Origin of the sequence: Pseudomonas sp. AOB-7 (assembly GCF_003696305.1) — a bacterium.
Classification (GTDB): domain Bacteria; phylum Pseudomonadota; class Gammaproteobacteria; order Pseudomonadales; family Pseudomonadaceae; genus Aquipseudomonas.
On the sequence record NZ_RFFK01000002.1, the window covers coordinates 359,078 to 376,057 of the forward strand.

16 protein-coding genes are annotated in these 16,980 nt (G+C 64.9%); 4 read left to right on the forward strand and 12 right to left on the reverse strand.

Going from position 1 to position 16,980, the window contains the following annotated elements; translation table 11 throughout:
* Positions 1 to 80 precede the first annotated feature (80 nt).
* Positions 81 to 1,427: an MFS transporter gene (locus tag EA796_RS06030; RefSeq protein WP_122107926.1), complete on the reverse strand. Its 1,347-nt coding sequence runs from the start codon at positions 1,425 to 1,427 to the stop codon at positions 81 to 83.
* Positions 1,428 to 1,745: 318 nt separating this feature from the next.
* On the opposite strand from EA796_RS06030, the gene EA796_RS06035 reads away from it, so the two are divergent.
* The gene (locus tag EA796_RS06035; protein WP_122107927.1) at positions 1,746 to 3,179 is read left to right on the forward strand and encodes an aldehyde dehydrogenase; all 1,434 of its coding nucleotides are present in this window, start codon (positions 1,746 to 1,748) and stop codon (positions 3,177 to 3,179) included.
* A 179-nt stretch (positions 3,180 to 3,358) separates the two neighbouring features.
* Complete coding sequence (locus EA796_RS06040) at positions 3,359 to 3,880, forward strand: DinB family protein (RefSeq protein WP_122107928.1); 522 nt, start codon at positions 3,359 to 3,361, stop codon at positions 3,878 to 3,880.
* On the opposite strand, the gene EA796_RS06045 is transcribed toward EA796_RS06040, so the two are convergent.
* Positions 3,877 to 4,788, reverse strand: a complete 912-nt coding sequence (locus EA796_RS06045) for a LysR family transcriptional regulator (RefSeq protein WP_122107929.1) — start codon at positions 4,786 to 4,788, stop codon at positions 3,877 to 3,879. The two genes, EA796_RS06040 and EA796_RS06045, sit on opposite strands and share 4 nt — an antisense overlap.
* Before the next feature lie 322 nt (positions 4,789 to 5,110).
* Here EA796_RS06045 and gcvA point away from each other — a divergent pair, with 322 nt between their 5' ends.
* Positions 5,111 to 6,019, forward strand: coding sequence for a transcriptional regulator GcvA (gene gcvA, locus EA796_RS06050; RefSeq protein ID WP_122107930.1), 909 nt, complete (start codon positions 5,111 to 5,113; stop codon positions 6,017 to 6,019).
* Between the two features lie 60 nt (positions 6,020 to 6,079).
* Here gcvA and EA796_RS06055 read toward each other — a convergent pair whose 3' ends face one another.
* Genes EA796_RS06055 through EA796_RS06080 form a run of 6 tightly spaced genes read right to left on the reverse strand, consistent with a single transcriptional unit; the run spans position 6,080 to position 10,770 of the window.
* Positions 6,080 to 7,294, reverse strand: a complete 1,215-nt coding sequence (locus EA796_RS06055) for a CaiB/BaiF CoA-transferase family protein (RefSeq protein ID WP_122107931.1) — start codon at positions 7,292 to 7,294, stop codon at positions 6,080 to 6,082.
* Positions 7,284 to 7,679, reverse strand: a complete 396-nt coding sequence (locus EA796_RS06060) for a PaaI family thioesterase (protein ID WP_122107932.1) — start codon at positions 7,677 to 7,679, stop codon at positions 7,284 to 7,286. The genes EA796_RS06055 and EA796_RS06060 overlap by 11 nt, the downstream gene beginning before the upstream one ends.
* Positions 7,680 to 7,694: 15 nt before the next feature.
* Entirely contained in the window at positions 7,695 to 8,501 is an 807-nt protein-coding gene (locus EA796_RS06065; RefSeq protein ID WP_122107933.1) for an enoyl-CoA hydratase/isomerase family protein, read from the reverse strand.
* Between the two features lie 10 nt (positions 8,502 to 8,511).
* Positions 8,512 to 9,276 (reverse strand): SDR family NAD(P)-dependent oxidoreductase, encoded by a 765-nt coding sequence (locus EA796_RS06070; protein WP_122107934.1) that lies wholly within the window; start codon positions 9,274 to 9,276, stop codon positions 8,512 to 8,514.
* A 1-nt stretch (position 9,277) separates the two neighbouring features.
* Entirely contained in the window at positions 9,278 to 10,423 is a 1,146-nt protein-coding gene (locus EA796_RS06075; RefSeq protein WP_122107935.1) for a thiolase family protein, read from the reverse strand.
* On the reverse strand, positions 10,420 to 10,770 hold the full coding sequence (locus tag EA796_RS06080; RefSeq protein WP_122107936.1) for a Zn-ribbon domain-containing OB-fold protein: 351 nt from the start codon (positions 10,768 to 10,770) through the stop codon (positions 10,420 to 10,422). Before EA796_RS06080 ends, EA796_RS06075 begins: the two co-directional genes overlap by 4 nt.
* Positions 10,771 to 11,011: 241 nt before the next feature.
* Between EA796_RS06080 and EA796_RS06085 the strand changes: the two genes are divergently transcribed.
* A complete protein-coding gene (locus EA796_RS06085; protein ID WP_122107937.1) occupies positions 11,012 to 12,160 on the forward strand; it encodes an XdhC family protein in 1,149 nt (382 codons plus the stop codon).
* Positions 12,161 to 12,211: 51 nt separating this feature from the next.
* On the opposite strand, the gene EA796_RS06090 is transcribed toward EA796_RS06085, so the two are convergent.
* From EA796_RS06090 to EA796_RS06105, 4 genes are all read right to left on the reverse strand, one after another.
* Positions 12,212 to 14,404 (reverse strand): molybdopterin cofactor-binding domain-containing protein, encoded by a 2,193-nt coding sequence (locus tag EA796_RS06090; protein WP_122107938.1) that lies wholly within the window; start codon positions 14,402 to 14,404, stop codon positions 12,212 to 12,214.
* 2 nt (positions 14,405 to 14,406) lie between these two features.
* Positions 14,407 to 14,883: a (2Fe-2S)-binding protein gene (locus EA796_RS06095; protein ID WP_021446217.1), complete on the reverse strand. Its 477-nt coding sequence runs from the start codon at positions 14,881 to 14,883 to the stop codon at positions 14,407 to 14,409.
* A 95-nt stretch (positions 14,884 to 14,978) separates the two neighbouring features.
* On the reverse strand, positions 14,979 to 15,296 hold the full coding sequence (locus tag EA796_RS06100; RefSeq protein WP_122107939.1) for a c-type cytochrome: 318 nt from the start codon (positions 15,294 to 15,296) through the stop codon (positions 14,979 to 14,981).
* Positions 15,297 to 15,392: 96 nt separating this feature from the next.
* Positions 15,393 to 16,337 carry a LysR family transcriptional regulator gene (locus EA796_RS06105; protein WP_122107940.1) on the reverse strand — a complete coding sequence of 315 codons (945 nt, stop codon included), beginning with the start codon at positions 16,335 to 16,337 and terminating at the stop codon, positions 15,393 to 15,395.
* Positions 16,338 to 16,980 lie beyond the last annotated feature (643 nt).

Genomic DNA, 16,980 nt, shown 5'->3' on the forward strand with positions numbered 1-16,980 from the left:
GTGCTCCCTGACGCTGCTCGCTGGCCCTGGCGAGATTTCGCCAGGGCCGCCCCGAGAGGCGGCCTTGGCGCTCCGAAGCTTCAACGCAGTGGCTGACCTTTCATCTCCGGCATGCGGACGTATACCAGCAAGCTGACCAGGCTCACGGCCACCAGGTAGATCCAGAACAGGTGGCCGTACCCCCAGCCTGCCATGGCGGTCATGATGTACGGCGAGGTGCCGCCGAACAGGGTCACCGAAAGCGCATAAGGCAGCGCGATGCCGGTAACACGCACCTCGGCCGGAAACTGCTCGGCCATGGTCACCGCCGAGGCTGCACCGAAACCGGTGAGGATAATCATCGACACGGTCTGCAGCAGCGCCACCTCCACCAGGCTGATGCCCTCATGCAGCAGCGCGAAGCTCGGCCAGGCCCACAGCGCGGCGCAGGCGGCGAAGGCGATCAGCACCGGGCGCCGGCCGACACGGTCGGCCAGCATGCCGGCCAGGGGCATCAACAGCAACGACACGCCCACCGCGATGGCCCCGGCCAGCAGCGTCTCGCGAATCGACATGCCAGTCACCAGATGCACCTGCGACGGATAACTGACCATCCACACATAGTTGAGCAGGTTGCCGGCCATGGCCACGCCGATTACCCGCGCCACATCCTTGCGATGCTTGGTGAAAATTTCACGAATCGGCCGCTTATCCTCAGCCTTCTGCGCCACGCGCGAGTTGAACACCTCGGTTTCACGCACCGACAAGCGAATCCACAGGGTCAGCATGCCCATCGCCGCGGCGATGATGAAGGCCACCCGCCAGCCCCAGTCCTCCAGGGCGGTGTCGCTACCCACCGAGGCGAGCACGAAACCGAGCAGAAAGGACACCAGGGTGCCGGCGTTGATCGCGAACCATTGCCAGGAACCGGCGAAGGCACGGCGATTGGACGGCGCCGATTCGATCAGAAAGGCCGAGGCCGAGCCGAACTCACCACCGGCCGAAAAGCCCTGAGTCAGGCGAGCCAGCACCAGGATGATCGGTGCGGCAATGCCGATGCTCTCGTAGTTGGGACAGATGCCAATTACCAGCGAGGCCACCGACATCAGCAGGATCGATAGCGTCAGGCCCTTCTTGCGCCCGTAGCGGTCGGCAAACACGCCGAGCACCGCACCGCCGATTGGGCGCATGAGAAAACCTACGGCGAATACGGCAAGCACCGACAACAGCGCCGTGAGGCTATTGCCCGCGGGGAAAAACTGCTTGGCCAGGATCGAGGAGAAGGTCGCGTAGATCACCCAGTCGGTGTACTCGACGATAGTGCCGAGCGTCGCCGCGACTATCGCCTTGCGCTCGGTCTTGTTGAGCTTGCGCCCCTGGGTGTCGGCGCTTGCAGGCGAACTGGCGTCAGGCATGAGGTGGTATACCGCACTATTGTCATTGTTCATGGCATGGCTCCTGTGAGCATGTCTTTTTGTTGTCGTTGCCACGAACGATGGCACCAGGGCTGGGGCCGGTGAAGCGAGATTTCCGCGTCTTTCGGTTGACTGCAAGTCAACCCAATCGCCCCCGCAGCGCGAATGACGCGGGAGGCGGGCCCGGGCATCGCCGCGCCTTTCCGAGCGATATTTTCTCAACTGACGACAGCCGAAATCTCCGTTGAACGGGCCTGCTGCAGCCACCAACCTGCCGAGCATGCGCAGTGCATCGATCAACAAGAGGCCCACCCGATCAAGGGGCCCGGAAATGAACGAGGAGACTCGAAGATGTTGAAAGTGGACAGTTACATCGGTGGCCGCTCGGTGCAGCCGGGCAGCGGACTCTACGTCGACAAGCTCGACCCGCGCACCGCCGAGAAGATGGGCGAAGTGGCCAACAGTGGCCCGCAGGACGTGGACTTCGCCATCGACAACGCCCATCAGGCACTGCCTGCCTGGCGCGACATGCGCCCCTCCGAGCGCGGCCGCGTGCTGCTGGAACTGGCCCGCATCGTCCGCCGCAGTGAAGGCCGCCTCGGTGCTCTGGAAAGTGCCGAAACCGGCAAACCCGGCGGCGAGATGGCTGCCCTGATGGATCTCACCGCGCAGTATTTCGAGTTCTATGCCGGCCTGGTCAACGTGATGGATGGCGAGGTGATCAACCAGGGGCCGAATTATCATGTCTACACCCGCCGCGACCCCTTCGGCGTGATTGGCGTCATCCTGCCCTGGAACGCCCCGCTGCATCAGGCGGCACGAGCCATCGCACCGGCCCTGGCGACCGGCAACACGGTGGTGGCCAAACCTTCCGAGCACACCTCTGCCTCGCTGGTGGAACTGGCCCGTATCGCCGTCGAGGAAGCCGGCCTGCCTGCCGGCGTGTTCAATGTGATCGTCGGCAAGGGCAGCGTGCTCGGTCCGCAGATGGCCCGTCACCCGCTGATGCGCAAGATCTCCTTCACCGGAGGCATCAGCGCCGGCCAGGAACTGGGCCGTATCGCCGCCGAGCGCATCCTGCCGCTGACCCTGGAACTGGGCGGTAAATCGGCCAACATAGTGTTCGACGACGCAGATCTGGACGCTGCCGCCAAGGGGGCCACCCGCGCCTTTACCTGGAACAGTGGGCAATGGTGCTGCGCCGGTACGCGCCTGCTGGTGCAGGAGAATATCCACGAACGTTTTCTCGACAAGCTCGTCGCCGAGGTCGCCGCGCTGCGGGTCGGCCCGCAGTTCGATGCCACCTCCGGCCCCATCACCACCCGCGCCCAGTTCGAAAAGGTGCAGAGCTACTTCGAGGTCGCCGAGCGTGAAGGCCTGAAACCCGTCATCGGCGGCAAGGTGGCCAGTGGCGAGCATCTTGGCGGCGGCTGGTACATCGAACCCACCGTCTACGCCGGGGTGCACAACCACATGACCCTGGCCAAGGAGGAGATCTTCGGCCCCATTCTCTGCGTGATCCCGTTCAAGGACGAAGCCGATGCCCTGCGCATCGCCAACGACAGCGAGTTCGGCCTGGGCGCGGGCATCTGGAGCCGCGACATCGGCCGCGTACACCGCGTCGCCGCCGGCCTGGAGGCCGGGCGCATCGTGGTCAACGAGTACAGCGGCGGCTTCGTGCAGACGCCCTGCGGCGGCTTCAAGCAGAGCGGCTACGGCCGCGAACAGGGCATCGACGCCCTCTCCCACTACACCCAGCTGAAGTCGGTGATCATCCGCCTCTAGGCGGAGCTAGGCCCCTAACGCCCCGCGACGGACTCCTCCGCGCGGGGCGTTTGCGTTCCCGGGGGGAGCAGGCGTCGATCTTGAGCGGCATTTGGTCTATACCCAGTAGTCACTTGCCAAACCTGCCTGGAGCTCCCAACCGAAGGACACCTACCGTTGCGCCCCTGGGAGGGCAACCAATGATCAACGTCGCCACAGCCAGCATGCTCAGCCAATACAAGCGCTGGGCCGACCAACTCTTTTTCGACAGCCTGGGCGAACTGCCCGCGGAGGAGCTTTCCCGGGAGCGCGCCGGCCCTATCAAGAGCATGATCGGCGTGCTCAACCATATGTACGTGGTCGACCGCATCTGGCAGGCCCACCTGCAGCATCGCGATCACGGCTTCACTTCACGCCAGGCCATGCCCTACCCAGCCCTTGCCGAGCTGTGCCAGGCGCAGCGAGAGGTCGACGACTGGTACGTCGATTGGAGCGCGCAGTTGAGCGAAAGCTCGTTGGACGAGGTCATCGATTTCGCCTTTGTCTCAGGCAATCGAGGCAGCATGACGGCCGGCGCCATGCTGCTGCATGTAGTGAATCACGCCACCTACCACCGCGGCTGGCTGGTGCAGATGTACTTCGAGATTCCCGCCATGCCACCGCTGACCGATCTGTGCGTGTACCTGACGGAGGGCCAGGCACGCCCGGCCGGCAACTGCTAGAGGTCGGGCGCGGCCATGTGCTCGACGATCTTGCTTCGCAACCAGCGCTCTGCGGGGTCGTTGTCGGTCACCCCGCTCCAGACCATGGCGAGATCGGAGGTGACGATCGGGAACGGCGGATCGTCGGCGCGCAGGCTGGTGCCTTCGATCAGCGCCGCCGCCGCATAATCCGGCACCGAGGCGAGCAACTCGGTACCAGCGAGGATCGAGCGCAATCCGCTGAACTGCGGCACCGCCAGCACCACCCGACGCGTGCGGCCCAGCTTGGCCAGGTCGTTATCCAGATTGCCGCTCAGATCGCCGGAAAACGATACCAGCGCATGCGGGCGCGAGCAGTATTCGTCCAGGGTCAGCGGCCCGGGGCGATCATCGCCGCGCAGGACCTTGACCTTGAGTTCGCGCAGCTTGCGACGCTTGGCGTTGGCCGGTAGGTCGGTGGTGTAGCTGACGCCGACGGAAATTTCACCCGAGGCCAGCATCGGCGACATCAGCAGGAAATTGACTCGCCGCACCACTATCACCACTTCCGGCGCTTCCTCGCGGATCTGGTTGAGCAATGCCGGAAACAGGCCGAACTCGGCGTCGTCCGACAGGCCGATGCGAAAGGTGTCGCGGTTGTTCGCCGGGTTGAACTCTCGGGCACGACTGACGGCGCAGGAAATGGTGTCCATCGCCGGCTGCAGCTCCCTGAGGATCGCCAAGGCTCGTGCCGTGGGTTCGAAGGTGCGGCCATTGCGCACCAGCAACGGGTCGTCGAACAGGTCGCGCAGCCGCGCCAGGGCCGCACTGACGGCCGGCTGGCCGAGAAACAGTTTCTCCGCTGCACGGGTCAGGTTCTTCTCGAACATCAGGGTTTCGAAGATCACCAGCAGGTTCAGGTCGACGCGGCGCAGATCGTTGCGGTTCATCCAGGGGGCCTCTTGGAGTGCAGCCTAACTAAGCAGTAAAGCAGCAAGCTCCGTGCCTGCCCGACCAGTGGGCAGGCATCCCGGCGTCCTGGAACACAGGCACAGGGGATGGCGTGAAATGCGGCGAAGATCGCGCCAGGCGATCAGGTGGATATGAGTCATGGGGCGGCACTCTCTTGTGGTTGTGATGGCGTCCGGGAGCGGATGCCAGGAACGCCGTGCCATAAGCGGCAAACGATAAAACAGCCCCTCTTGCTTGAGTTTTTGTCAATCAGATATAGAGTAAGATTCGCGCCGTCCGCCGACCGACAAGAAGATTTCAATGAAGGACAGACTGCCCCCTCTCAATGCCATCAGGGCCTTCGAAGCCGTCGCCCGCCACCTGAGCATCACCCTCGCCGCCGACGAGTTGAACGTCACCCCGGGCGCCGTATCGCGACAGATCCGCAGCCTGGAAGAGTTCATGGAGCAGCCACTGTTCGTCCGTGGCCACCGGCAGATCAGCCTCACCCCCGCCGGCGAGCAGTATTTCAACGCCGTGGCGCGCATCATCGAGGAGCTGCGCAGCGCTACGCGCAAACTCAAGCGCCCGCCCAAGCGCCGGCAGATCAAGGTACGCGCCTACACCACCTTTGCCATGCAGTGGCTGATCCCACGCCTGGCCAGCTTCCACCAGGAGCACCCGAAGATCGAGGTGCTGTTGACGGCCTCGCTCGATCCGGTCGATTTCCACAAGGACGATCTCGACGCCGCCATCCGCCTGGGCGCCGGCGACTGGCCCAACTGCAACTGCTACGTGCTCAGCGACAACGTGCTGGCGCCGGTGTGCAGCCCTACCCTGCTCGATACCGGGCCCGGCCTGCACGGCCCGGCGGACGTGGCCGAATACAGCATGCTGCATTCGCTGGCCCGCCCGGACGACTGGGCGCACTGGCTGGAAGCGACCGGCGTGATCGGCCAGGTCGATGCACGTGCCGGCATGAGCTACCAGAGCTCGTCGATGGCCTATGCCGCCGCCGTCGGCGGCCAAGGCATCGCCATGGCGCAACTGTTTCTGGTGGAGAAGGAGTTGCGCGAGGGCACCCTGGTGCGGCCCTTCGAGCAGAGCGTCGATATGGGCGCATACACCTACTACCTGCTGACGCCCAAGCACCGACCGGAAAGCGAAGATATGGCTACCTTCCGCCTGTGGCTGCTGGAACAGGCGCGCCAGACGCGCAACGCGGCCTGAGGCCTGACCAGCAAGAGGCCGCCTCGGGAAACCGGGGCGGCCTACTACCCTGCTCCCTGCTCAGGAACTCGCAGCGATCTGCCTGTCGCGCACCGCGCCGCTATTGGTCAACGCCTCTATCTCGTCCTCGCTAAAGGCATAGCTGCGCAGCACGCCGCGTGAATGCTCACCGAGATCGGGCGCCGGCCGGTACGGCGTAGTCGCCGCTTCGGCGCTGTTCACCGGGAACCCCAGGGTGCGCAGGCTACCGTGCCGTGGATGCATGACACAGGTCAGCAGACCGTTCTCGGCGAGCTGGGGATGCTCCAGCAAGTCGTCGTAACTGGCCACCTTGGCGCAGAGGATGTCGGCGTCACGCAGCACCTGCAGCCAATGCGCGGTTGGCTGGGTGACGAACGCCGCATTGAGCGCCATCTGCATCTCGCGGCGATGCTTGACCCGCTGCGCCGAGCTGGCGAAACGAGGGTCCTCCACCCATTCGGCATGACCGAGAACTCCGCACAATCGCTGCCAGCGGTTGCCGTTGTAGGCGGCCACCATGATCCAGCCATCGGCGGTCTGGAACGCCTCGTTGGGCGCTGCATAGGGCGCGGCACTGCCGATCGGTGTCGGTCGCTGCCCGTCGCGCAGGTAGCTGGTGATCGAGGACTGCTGCAGGGCCAACGCCGAATTCATCAGGCTGACATCCAGGTGGCCCCCTTGCCCGTCGCGCTGACGCGCATGCAGCTTGGCCAGGATGGACATGCAGGCCATATAACCGGTCACCACGTCCACCACGGGTGCCTGTACCTTGCACGGTGGCGAGCCGGGCAGGCCGATCAGGCTCATCAACCCGGAGTCGGCCTGGAGGATGCCGTCGACCCCGGCGCGGTCGGCATAGGGCCCCTGCTGGCCATAGGCGGAGATGGAGCAGTAGACCAGCGCCGGGTTGATCTCGGCCAAGGCCTGGTAGCCCAGGCCAAGACGCCCCATCACCCCGGGGCGCATGCTTTCGATCAGCACGTCGGCCTCGGCCAGCATACGCCGCACTATGGCCTGGCTGTCCGGGTGCTTGAGGTCCAGGCAAACGCCCAGCTTGCCGCGGTTGAAACCGTGGTACAGCGCACTGTCGTCGCCGACCCAGGCTGGGCCGAGGGTGCGTCCCAGCTCGCCTTCCGGCGGCTCGATCTTGATCACCCGGGCGCCCATGTCGGCCAGCAGCATGGTGCAGGTGGGGCCGGCGGCGATCTGGGTGAAGTCCAGCACCGTCAGGCCCTGCAGGGCATCACGCAACATGGCGGCGCCCTCCCCGTTTGAAGCTGCCCTGGGCGGTGGCCAGCAACTCGCCGTCCGCCGAACTCAGCGTGGCCTCGGCGAAGTACAGGCTGCGGCCCTGACGATTGACCCGCCCCCTGGCGATCACCGTGCCGCTGCGTGCGGCGTTGAGGTAGGCGATGTTCAGCATCACGGTCACGCCGTGCAGCTCCTCCTCGCCCTCCCCCGTGTGCAGTCCGGCGTAGCCGCAGGCCGCATCCAGCAGGGTGGCGATCAGCCCGCCGTGCAGCATGCCCTGGCGATTGAGGTGGCGCGCCTCGATGGGCATGTGAAACTCGGCTTCGCCGGGCGCCCAGTGAATCAGCTCGACGCCCTGGCTCTGCAGAAAGGGATTGTGCAATTGCATGGCGGCCTCCCGGGGCTAGCGCCCTCGATAGTTCGGCGTACGTTTTTCGGCGAAGGCGGCACGCCCTTCCAGGCGATCCTCGCTGTCGCGCAAGGCGCCCCAGTACAGCTCGGTCAGACGCTGGGCGTCGCGAGCCGACAGGTGTGCGGTTTCCACCGAGAGCGACTGCAGCGCCTGCACGGCCAGCGGTGCGGCGGCGGCGATGCGCTCGGCCAGGGCAAAGGCGCGCTCTTGCAGGCCCAGCTGGCTGTCCGTGATCTCGGAAACCAGGCCGATGACCGCTGCCTGCCGCGCGTCGATACGCTGGCCGGTGAGCGCCATCTGCATGGCATGCGCCGCGGGCACCGCCTTGAGTAGCCGGTGCAGGCCGGACAGCGCGGGAATCGAGCCGACCAGCGCCTCCGGCAGGCCGAAGTTGGCATTGTCCGAGGCGATGCGCAGGCTGCACTGCAGCGCCAGTTCCAGCCCGCCGCCCAGGCAATGGCCGTTTACCGCCGCGATCAGCGGCTTGCGCAGATCGAGGTCGGTGAGATCCATCAGGCGGATGTACAGGCCGGCGTCGGCCGCCGGCTGGTTGGCGAGAAACAACGCCTCGGCGTAGGAGGCCGGCGACTGGCGCGTACTCTTGAGGTCCGCGCCGACGCAGAACGCCTTTTCGCCGGCCCCGGTGATGATCGCCGTGCGAATCTCGCGGCGATCGCGCACCTCGGCCAGGTGCGCGCGCAACTCGTGCAGCGCTTCGAGGTTCAGTGCGTTGAGCACCTCGGGGCGATGGAGCACGATGCGGGCAACCGCGCCGTGGATTTCCAGTTGGACGGACATGGCGACCTCCTCACACGCTGGCCGACGACAGGCTGCGCCCGCCGCAGACGTAGAGGGTTTGTCCGGTGACGTAGGAACTGGCCGGCGCGAGGAAGAACTCCACCGCGTTGGCGATATCGTCCGGGTTGCCGATGCGCTTGACCGGTACCGTGTCCTTCAACCGCGCCCGTACTTCAGGCTCGAAGTTCTGGAACAACGGCGTGTCCACGATGCCCGGTGCGACGGCGTTGACCGTGATGCCCTTGGCGGCGAACTCGATGGCCAAACTGCGGGTCAGGCTGACCACCCCGCCCTTGGCGGCGGAATAGTTGGCCTGGCCGAAGCCCCCCAGCCAGGCGCGCGAGGACAGGTTGACGATGCGCCCGAAGCCGCGCTCCAGCATCAGCGGCAGCGCCGCCTTGCAGCAGAGAAACTGTGCGCGCAGGTTGCTGTCGACCACCAGGTCCCAGTCTTCCTCGGTCATCTTCAGAAAGCGCTTGTCGCGCACCACACCGGCGTTGTTGACCAGGAAATCCAGCGCACCCTGGCGTTCGCCGATCTGCGCGAAGGCCTTCGCCACCGCCTCGCCGTCGGTGAGGTCGAGGGCCAGGCCATGCACCTCCATGCTCAGGTCACGCAGGCGGGCGACGGCAGACGCCAGCGCCGTCTCGTCGCGGTCCAGCAGGTAGACGGTTACGCCTTGCGCGGCCAGGCGGCTGGCGATGCCCAGGCCGATGCCGCGGGCGGCACCGGTGACAGCGGCGACCTGGCCACTGTGGAAGGTCTTCTCGCTCATCTCACACCCCCAGCACGTGCACGGACGAGGCCGCGTGATCGACACCGGCGATACCGCCACCGGTGCACTGGGCCACGCCGATGCGCGGCGCATGGGCCTGGCGTGCGCCGGCACGACCCTGCAGCTGCCACATCAGCTCGACCATCTGCGCCACGCCGGTGGCGCCCAGCGGGTGCCCCTTGGCCAGCAGGCCGCCGCTGGGATTGACCGGCACCCGCCCACCGACGCGGGTGGCGCCGGAGTGCAGCAGGGCCACCGCCTCGCCCGGTGCAGCCAGGCCGAGGGCCTCGTAATAAAGCAGTTCGGCGATGGTGAAGGCGTCGTGCAGTTCGACCACGCCGACGTCATCGGGCTCGACCCCGGCCTGCTCGTAGGCCAGACGCGCTGCACGGGCAGTGATCTCGGCGTCGAGAATGTCGTCGCGCGGACCTTCGGCCAGGCCGGAGACCACGATGGAGCCGAGTACGCGCACGTCCTTGGCATGCGGCCCGGGGCGCTTGCTCAGCACCAGGGCGGCGGCGCCATCGACCTGCGAGGGACAGCACTGCAGCAGGGTCAGCGGGTCGGCGATCATCCGCGAGGCCAGCACTTCTTCCAGGGTCACCTCGGTGCGCTGCTGGGCGTACGCGTTGAGCGAACCATGGAAGCGGTTCTTCACCGCCACGGCAGCCAGATCGGCCGGTTTGGCGCCGCGTTCATGCAGGAAACGCGTGCCACGCATGGCGTAGACGGCTGGCAGCACCATGCCGGCTTCGGCGTAGAGATCGGTCTTCTCGTCGTTGCGCTGCAACGGGATGGTGCCGCCACCCAGGGCGGTGAGCTGCTCGATGCCGAACACCAGCACGGTGTCGTACTGCTCGGCCAGCAGCGCATGCCTGGCCAGGTGCACGGCGGTGGCGCCGCTGGCACAGGCGTTCTCGACGTTGTAGACCGGGATGCCGGCCAGACCGAGGTCGCGCAGTATCACCTGGCCGAGGATCATCCCGCCGAGCACATTGGCGCAGTAGATCGCCTGGATATCCTTGAGCGCGATGCCGGCATCGGCCACGGCGGCGAGAATCGCCTGCTGGGCCAGTTCCGGGGCCTTCACGCCCACATGCTTGCCGAAGCGGGTCATGGCCCCGCCCATCACGTGCATCTGAGTCATTGCGCAGCCTCCACCAGTTCGAATGCGTAGCCGTAGGTGTCATCGGGCACGATGCGACAGGTGTCGCCGATCGCCGGGCGCCGCGCGCCATTGATGCGACCGAACAGGCGCGCCGGTCCGGCCAGGTCCAGGTAGCCCAGGGCGAAGGGCTGCAGGCCGCTTTTCGCGCTCGGCTGAATGACGGAGAAGCTGTACAGGGTGCCTTCGTCCTCCAACAGCAGGCCTTGGTATTGATCGGCCAGCGGCGAATGGGCGGGAACCGGCGGGAAGACGATCTCGCCAGTGGATCGGTGGCAGGAAGCAAGCAGCCTCGCGGGAGCATCGGTGCTCCACAGGGACGTTCTCATTGTTCGACCTCCAGTTGCAGGAGCCGCGACCACGGCGCCATGAGGCTATGTTCGGCAGCCTGCCGGGGGTGCGACAAACGATATAAAAACCCCACTTGATTGAGAAAAACTGAAGCGAAACGGCCCTGGCGACCTGCCACTGTTAAGCCATGCTTCAAGAGCCATCCAGGCTCGCCAGGCAATACCGCGCGAGCCCTGGTGAATAATCGGCACCACAGGCAAGCGAGCGGGAAAGGCTGTCATGAGAGAGACGGTGCAATTGTTGCGAGCGCTGGACGAACTGGACGCCACACAGCAGCAAGCAGTGCTGGCGACCGTGGTCAAGGTAGAGGGATCGGCCTATCGACGCCCTGGCGCGCGAATGCTTATCCCGCCAATCGGCGGCGCCGTCGGCACGGTGAGCGGCGGCTGCCTGGAAGGCGATCTGATCAAGAAAGCCTGGTGGCTGACCGAGCTCGGCGAACCGGTGCTCCGTACCTACAGTACCGGCGTGGGGGTCGACGCGGCCGATGAGGAAGAGGAACTCGCTTTCGGCCTGGGCTGTAACGGCACCGTGCATATCCTGCTGGAGCGAGTGCGGGGAGGACAAACACCACTGCCGCTGTCCCTGCTGCGCCACGTGCAAGCGTCGGGCGCACCCGCCGTGCTGGCCACGGTGATCGCCAGTAGCGACGACAGCGTACGCCTGGCCGAGCGCGCCGCGCTCGACCCCACCGGCAAGTTGCACCTAACCCTGCGGCAGGCTGCTTTGACCCGGGCGCTGGAAGCCGACTTGCAGTCGGTCCGGCAGCGGCAAAGCCCGGCATTGCAGCGTTATCGTCTGGCAGGTGGCGAAGTCGAAGTACTCTTCGAGTACCTGACGCCCCCGCGCCGGCTAGTGGTTTTCGGCGCTGGCCACGACGCCCAGCCGCTGGTGAGCCTGGCTCGGCAACAGGCCTGGCAGGTCGCGGTGATCGACGCCCGCCGCCACTTTGCGCGCCGCGAGCGCTTCCCCGAGGCCAACCAGGTGCTGCACTTGGGCATCGACCAGGATCACGACCTCGCCGCCCTGCTCGAGTCCGCCGCGGTGGTGGTCATGTCGCATAGCTACAGTCAGGATCGCCACTGGCTGGAACGGGCGCTGCGCCTGCGGCCGAGCTATATCGGCCAGCTGGGGCCGCGCAGTCGTACCGAGCGCCTGCTCGACGAAATCGGGCCGATCAGCCGCCACCTGCCCGCCTATGCGCGCTTGCACTACCCCATGGGCCTGGATATCGGCGGCGACGCGCCGGAGAGCGTGGCGCTGTCGGTGCTGGCGGAAATCACCGCGCACTTCAACGGGCGTGCCGGCGGCATGCTCATGGCACGCGAGGCGCCGATCCACGATAGCGTGCCGGCGCTGCACGGCTGAGCCCCGCACCAGGGCGGCGCCGCGAGCCTGCGTGCCCGCGGCCGTGCGCGGTCAGGCCGTGCGCAGTGCCTGCGGGTCGATCGGCAGACTGCGCAAGCGCTTGCCAGTGGCGGCGAAGATGGCATTGACCACCGCCGGAGCGATGGTCACCGTCGATACCTCACCCAGACCGCCCGGCGACTCTCTGCTCTCCACCACATGGGTGATGATCTCGGGGACCTCGTTGATCCGCAGCATGCGATAGGTATCGAAGTTCCCCTGCTCCACCCGGCCATCCTTGAAGGTGATATTGCCAAATAGCGCGGCAGTAAGGCCGAAGATGGTGCCGCCCTGGATCTGCGCCACCACGCTGTCAGGGTTGATTGGAATGCCGCAGTCGACCACGGAGGTGACCTTGAGCACCCGCACATCGCCATTGGGACTTACGCTGACCTCGGCGACCTGGGCTGCATAAGTGCTGAAGCAGTAAGTCAGTGCCAGACCGCGGCCATGCCCCTGGGGCAATGGGCTGTCCCAGTTGGACTCATCGCGCAACTGCTGCAACACCTTGATCGCTCGTGGGTGCTCCTTCAGCAGGGGATAACGGTACTCGAAGGGATCGGCCTGGGCGATGTGAGCCAGCTCGTCGAGGAAGCCCTCGACCATAAAAGCGTTCTGCGTATGGCCTACACCGCGCCAGAAAGCCGGGGTGATACCCGTCGGTGGCTCATGGCGAACATACTGCACATTGATGTTGGGGAAGGCATACGGCCCGCTGGCATCGCGGATGGCGTCACGATCGAGGCCATTGACGAAAGCCGCCGGCGCCCAGCGCGCCAGGATCGAACCGCCAGTGACCTTATGGGTCCAGGCCACAGGGCTATTCTTCTCGTCCAGTCCGGCACTCAAGTGGCTGTAGTGATAGGGACGCAAGGTGCTGTGACGCGTGTCTTCCTCGCGCGACCAGATCACCTTCACGGGGTAGTCCACCTGCTTGGCGATCTTCACCGCATGGATCACGAAGTCGACCTCCAAGCGTCGCCCGAAACCGCCGCCGATCAGATGATTGTGTACCGTCACGGCCTCCTCGGGCAGACCGGTCAGCTCTGCGGCTGCCGTCTTGGCGCGGGTCGGAACCTGAATACCCAACCACAGATCGCAGGCGTCCTTGCGCACATGTACCGTGCAGTTCACCGGCTCGAGGCAAGCATGTGCGAGAAACGGCACCTGATAGACCGCGTCGACTTTCTTCGCGGCCTTCTGCAAGGCCTCCTCGACATTACCCTCGTTGCGAGCCTCGACGCCTTTTTGCTCTGAAGCCTTGCGGATATCCTCCAGCATCTGCGCGCTCGACACCTGACCGTTAGCACCGGGGTTCCACTTGATCTGCAAGGCCGCCAAGCCCTTCCGCGCAGCCCCCATGTGATCGGCAACAACAGCGACCGCATTATCCGTACGGATCACCTCACGCACGCCACGCACCGCCATTGCCGGGGCCGCGTCGACCTCGTCGAGTGTGCCGCCGACTATCGGGCAGATGGTGATTGCGGCAACCTTCATGCCCTCCGGATGTACGTCAATGCCAAACACTGCAGTGCCGTTGACCTTGCTCGGCGAGTCGGTGCGCCTGGCCGGTGTACCGATCAATTTGAAGTCCTTGGGATCCTTCAGCGGTATGGACTCCGGCAAGGCCAACTTGGCAGCGGCATCCACCAACTCGCCGTAACCGAGCTTGCGTCCGCTGGACGGGTGTAGCACCTCCCCCTTCTCCGCTTTGCAACTGTCGGTCGCCACGCCCCACTGCTGGGCAGCGGCAGCGACCAGTAGCACGCGCGCTGCCGCTCCGGCCTCGCGCAGTGGCAGCCAGTTGGCCGGTACCGAGGTAGAGCCGCCGGTGACCTGAAAACCGAGCATCGGATTGGCGTAGCGGGTGTCGTCGGCCGGGGCGTGCTCGATGGTCACCTGATCGAGTCCCACCTCCAACTCCTCGGCAATCAGCGCCGGCATCGAGGTGTAGGTCCCCTGGCCCATCTCCACCGGCTGGATGGTGAGATAGATACGCCCATCGCGATCGATGCGCACATAAGCATTGGGTTCAAAACTGGCCCCTTCGGCCGCCTGCGCACCACGCATCAAAACCGGTAGGGAGAAGCTGATCAGCAGCCCTCCACCGAGCGCTGCGTTGGCCTTGAGAAAATGACGTCGGCTCAGGCCGATACGCTCGTCCGGAGCAGCCGCCATCGACAGATCCTGCAAGCTGTTCATGCTCAACCCTCCACCTGTGCGACCGGCTGCTCGGCAGCTAACTTGATGGCTTCGCGTATCCGCACGTAGGTGCTACAGCGGCAAATGTTACCGGCCATGGCTGCGTCGATATCGCTGTCGCTTGGACTGGCGTTACGCGCCAGCAACGCACTGGCGGACATGATCTGCCCGGACTGACAGTAGCCGCACTGCACCACTTCATGAGCCAACCAGGCTTCCTGTATGCGTTTGCCAGCCGGTGTTTCCCCGACCGCTTCGATGGTGGTGATTTCGGCACCGACCATGGCACTGACCGGCATGATGCAGGAGCGCACCGCATTGCCATTCATATGCACCGTACAAGCACCGCACAGCGCCATGCCGCAGCCAAACTTGGTGCCGGTCATTCCGAGTACATCGCGTAGCACCCAGAGCAAGGGGGTGTCGTCATCGACATCCACCTGATGCTCTCTGCCATTGATCTTCAGTGTGTGAGCCATGAAAGTGTCCTCGCCAATCCGGTAAGCGCCCGCCTTGTCCCGGCAGCACAACCAGCGTTGGCGGGACGATTCTCGGTGTGCGGAGCATGTGTCGGTTACTGGTGACCTGTGGTCAGAATCCACTCGGCGATGCTGCTCGCATCGGCGTCGCTGAGCTGGGTTTGAGGAGGCATAGGCACGGCCCCCCAGGACCCCGAACCACCACTCTTGATACTGGCGGCAAGCTGCTCGGCACTCTTGCTGCCATCCCCGTAGCGCTGGGCCACCTCCTGCCAGGAGGGGCCGACGACGCGAGCGGCGGGTTGGTGGCAGGCGGTACAGGCGTTGCTCTGCAACAATTGAGTGACATCGGCATGGGCCAAGGGTAATGACAACAGGCCACATGCGACCGCAAGAGTGGGGATCTTGTGCATGCTCATCTCCTTTCGTTACCCCCGAAAAGACTAGATAGCCATCACCCCCTGGAAAACCGCACATTCGTGCAAGAGCCTTGAAGGCAAACTTAATACTCAGGCTTTGGCATCGATCCCGGACAGCTCCGACAACCTTCCTTGGCATCCAGGATTCTGGCCTCTCAGGTGGTCGATCAGCAGGCGCAGACGACTGGAGATGCTTCGCCGGTCCGGGAAGTAGAGCATGTAGGGGGCGATCGTCCTTCCCCAACCGTCCAGCACTGCGCGCAAACCTCCCTGCGCCTGAAGCGCATCGGTGTATCCGTGAGGCAGATAGGCAATTCCCAAACCGTCAACGGCGGACTGCAACAGCGCCACCGGATCACTGTGGACCAAACGACTCTTGATACCGACCTGCACACGTTCTTGGCCATTTTCGAACACCCAGCGTTCCACGGCCCCGGTAGCCGGATGGCGATAACCGATGCAATCGTGGCTGCTCAATTCATTCGGGTGCCCTGGCAGCCCACGGTCTGCCAGATAGTGCGGCGCAGCCAAGGCAAGCATGCGCTGCTCCGATCCCAGGGCAACGGCTACCAGGTCGCGCTCGACCTGCCAGTCCTGGCCAAGGCCGGCGTCGAATCCCTCGGCCACCAGATCCACTCGCGACTCACGCAGCACAATATCGATGTCGATGGCGGGATAGCGCTGCAGAAAGCAACGCAGATGAGGGCGCAGCACCGTCAGATAGGCTGGCGTGGATGCCACCAGACGCAACTGCCCGGCGGGTGCACAAGCCTGATCGGCGATCTCGTCGGCAGCATGAGCCAGCTCGACCACCAGGGGTTTGACCCGCTTCAGAAAGCGCTCACCCGGCTCGGTCAACTTGACGCTACGGGTCGTCCGCTTGAGCAGCACCACCCCCAGCCTCCCCTCGAGGCTGCGCACCACCTGGCTTACCGCCGAGGTGGATACGCCCAGTCGTTGGGCTGCGTGCGTGAAGCTGCGGTGTTCGGCCACCTGCACAAAGGTGACCAGACCATCGAGATGATCCTGGCGCATGTACAGCCTCTGAGCTGGGGGTTTTAGCGGACGCCGAAAGTAGATCCGGTTTTCGACGACCACTCTCTACGACACAGGGCTCCTGCCGGGCCGTAAAACAACGGAAGATGCCAGAGCGTCCCGCACAGCCCGAGCTACCGACAATCGATATAAATGCATTACTGGGTTGATTTTCTATCAAACGAAATGCAGCAAGTCGCGCCAGGTTCAGTGCGAGAAGTCGTCGCGCGAAGGGCGGGCAAGGCAATAATCGGTGGGGAAGCGGAGTGTACCTGCCCGCGTAGCCGTCAAGACGTAGCGCCCATTCTCTCAAGGCTACGCCAGCGCAGAAGGCGTAGCGTTTGATCACCCCCAAAGTGCCGCCGCATGAGCTAAAAAAGCCGCACTGGAAACCCAGGCGGCTGCTAAGTCTTAACCAAAGGAGATGAAGCGCAGTCAGCGAGCCGCGCCGAACGCGCAGCTCATGGAATCTTCATCGCGTGCAGGCTAGCGCCGTTCGTCCCACTCGGCTTATCAAAGCAATCGATAGTGATCATCGATCAGCGTCAATGGCCCGCTCGCCAGCCCGGTGATAACTCTTAGCGGCCCCTCTGGGCCGGGCCTGACCTCGCTGTCAGGCCTGCTCGCATAAAACACCGACACC